This window comes from Mesorhizobium sp. M1E.F.Ca.ET.063.01.1.1 (genome assembly GCF_003998155.1).
Lineage (GTDB): Bacteria > Pseudomonadota > Alphaproteobacteria > Rhizobiales > Rhizobiaceae > Mesorhizobium.
In genome coordinates, this window is sequence record NZ_RZSC01000690.1 from 1 (window position 1) to 3,096 (window position 3,096).

The following is a 3,096-nucleotide window of genomic DNA, read 5'->3' on the forward strand; positions in this document are numbered from 1 at the left end:
CTCCTCGCCGACCTCGGCCGACGCCATGACCAGCGTCATGGCGTCGGCCGAGGTCGGCGAGGAGACGATGGTCATGGCGAAGGTTTCGCCGGCGCGGATGCGCGCATCAGGCACACGACTCACTTCCACCGCTTGCAGGTCGACCGTGACCGGCGCGCCAAGGTCGCCGGAAAGGGCTTTCTGCAGCAGCGGCAGCGAGCGTTCGGCCATGCCGCGGCCGACGCCGATCACCTGCGCGGCCTCGCCGCTGTCGCCGACGAGACGCTCGATGATCAAGGCCCGGGTTTGCGACGGACTGCCCGGACTGGTCATGACGGCATGCGGCCCTGGCTGAAGTTCTGCATGCTCAGGCCGCCTTCTTCTCGGCGACGCCCGTATTCATGGTGCTCTGCTCGACGGCATCGATCGTCGGGCGCTCATAGGAGGAGATGGTCTTGCGGCCGAACTCGATCGCGACCTGCGGCAAGGCGCCGTTCATGTAGGCGAGCAGCGTCTGCTTGACGATGATGTAGAGGCGGTTCTTCTTCTCGCGAACCGTCTTGATCTTGGTGGCGACCGGGCCGACCACGCCATAGGACAGGAAGATGCCGAGGAAGGTTCCGACAAGCGCGGCGCCGATCAGCCCGCCGAGGATTTCCGGCGACTGGTCGAGCGCGCCCATCGCCTTCACCACGCCGAGCACTGCGGCGACGATGCCGAGCGCCGGCAGGCCGTCGCCGACCGCGACCATCGCGTGATAGGCCTTCAGCTTGTCGCTGCGGATGGTCTGGATCTCCTCGTCCATCAGCGCCTCGATCTCGTGCGAGCGTGCATTGCCGATGATGATGATGCGGCAATAGTCGCAGATGAAATTCGTCAGATCGTGGTTCTTCAGGACGGTCGGGAAGGCCTGGAAGATCGCGGATTCTTCCGGATTGTCGATATGCGCCTCGACCTCGCTGCGCGACTTCGAGCGCAGTTCGCGCATCAGGCTGTGCAGCACGCCGAGCGTCTCCAGGTAGTCCCGTTCCTTGGGCACCGCCTGCTTGAAGGCTTCGATAATGCCCTTGCCCGTGTCCTTGACCGTCTTCATCGGGTTGGCGACGAGGAAGGTGCCGAGCGCGGCGCCGCAGATGACCACCGCTTCCCATGGCTGCATCAGCACATGCAGGTGCCCGCCCATGGCCATGAAGCCGCCGAGAACGCAACCAAGCGTCACCACAAGTCCGATCAGAATACCCACGACAGGTCCTTCCGCACATCACGTCGTGATCACGGATAGTCCTCGTGCCTTGTGTGAGGCTTGAATCGAAGCCGATGGGCGCGATTCAGTTTCGCGCAAGGAAGTGAGCTTATTGTTTCGGGATAGCTTCGGCCGGAGGCGTGTCCTTGCTCAATACCTACACCAGCTACCAGTTGATCGTGAAAGACATCAACAAGTCGATCGACCGTATCGAGCAACAGCCGACGGTTGATCGCGATACCAAGTATTACCTGGCCAACATCACCAAGGTGAAATCGATCGACGATTTCGTCAACAATGACCGCGTGTTCAAATATGCCATGAAGGCCTACGGGTTGGAGGACATGGACTATGCCAAGGCCTTTATGGTCAAGGCGCTGAAGGAAGGTGTTTCCGATCCCAATAGCTTCGCCAACAAGCTGACCGACAAGCGCTACGCCGAATTTGTCAGCGCCTTCAACTTCGCCGCCAATGGCGCCGATGCGACCATCTACAACAAGGCGCAGCAGCTGGTGACGAAGAACTACGCCATCCAGGCGCAGATCGCCGGTCTTGATCCGAATTCGGACTATGTGAAGGGCGAGACGACCTATTATCTCGCCAATATCACCAAGGTGAAGTCCGTCGACGACTTGATGGGCAACAGCCGGCTCTACACCTACGCGCTGGCGGCGTTCGGCCTCGATTCGGCCACCGAGGACAAGGATCTCATCAAGCAGGTCCTGCAAGGCGGCGTGCGCGACCCCGACAGCGTCGCCAACAAGCAGACGGATCCGGCCTATGCGGCGCTGGCCTCGGCCTTCAACTTCGAGCAGTACGGCGAGAACGCCACCGCCTACGTTCCGGCGCAGCAGCCGACCGTCGACAAATACATGCGCCAGACGCTGGAGGAAGACGCCGGCAAGACCAATGAGGGCGTGCGGCTGGCGCTTTACTTCCAGCGCAAGGCGCCGGGCATCACCAGTTGGTACGACGTGCTCGCCGACACCGCGCTTGCCAGCGTGGTGCGCACCGCGCTCGGCCTGCCCGATTCCTTCGCCACGGCCGACATCGACAAGCAGGCGCAGTTGTTCGAGCAGAAGCTCGACATCTCGGATTTCACCGACCCCGAGAAACTCGGCAAGTTCCTGACCCGCTTCACCAGCATGTACGAGATCAACAACCCGACCTCGACCGCCGTGACGTCGGTCAGCGTGCTCTTCGCGCAGCCGATCACCGTGGGCATCTCCACCGACCTGATGATGGCCATGCAGAAGCTGAAGTTCTGAGAACACCATGCAGGACAGTCTCTACGTCGCCCTCTCCTCGCAGATTGCGCTCGAGCGCCGCCTCGACACCATCGCCGACAATGTCGCCAATGCCTCGACCATCGGCTTCCGCGCCACCGGCGTGAAGTTCGAGGACGTGGTCTCCGGCACCGGGCCGAAGTCGGTCTCCTTCGCTTCCTCGGGCAAGACCTATCTTTCCACCGCGCATGGCTCGCTGACCGAAACCGGCAATCCTTTCGACTTCGCCATCCAGGGCGATGCCTGGTTCGCCATCGAGACGCCGGTTGGCACCGTGATGACCCGCGACGGCCGCTTCTCCATGAACGAGAACGGCGAGCTGATGTCGATCGAAGGCTATCCGGTGCTGGACAGCGGCGGTGCGCCGATCCAGCTCGACCCTCGCAACGGACCGCCCAAGGCCGGCGCCGACGGCTCGCTCAGGCAGAACGACCAGCTGGTCGGCGCCATCGGCCTCTACAATTTCGACCCAGGGCAGAATTTCGTCCGCTACGGCAATTCCGGCATCGTGCCCGCGCGGACGCCTGAACCTGTGACCGATCGCTCCGACGTCGGCGTGGCGCAGGGTTTCCTCGAGGAATCCAACGT

General features: G+C 62.3%; 3 protein-coding genes and 1 pseudogene. 2 read left to right on the forward strand and 2 right to left on the reverse strand.

Going from position 1 to position 3,096, the window contains the following annotated elements; genetic code table 11:
• Nucleotides 1–312: pseudogene (locus tag EOA29_RS30640) on the reverse strand (flagellar motor switch protein FliM); the annotation flags it as partial.
• Between the two features lie 34 nt (nt 313–346).
• The gene (motA, locus tag EOA29_RS30645; protein ID WP_126092203.1) at nt 347–1,222 is read right to left on the reverse strand and encodes a flagellar motor stator protein MotA; all 876 of its coding nucleotides are present in this window, start codon (nt 1,220–1,222) and stop codon (nt 347–349) included.
• Nucleotides 1,223–1,368: 146 nt separating this feature from the next.
• Here motA and EOA29_RS30650 point away from each other — a divergent pair, with 146 nt between their 5' ends.
• A complete protein-coding gene (locus EOA29_RS30650) occupies nt 1,369–2,490 on the forward strand; it encodes a DUF1217 domain-containing protein (protein WP_126092202.1) in 1,122 nt (373 codons plus the stop codon).
• A gap of 7 nt (nt 2,491–2,497) precedes the next feature.
• A partial coding sequence (flgF, locus tag EOA29_RS30655) for a flagellar basal-body rod protein FlgF (RefSeq protein WP_127222051.1) occupies nt 2,498–3,096 on the forward strand: 599 nt, incomplete at its 3' end.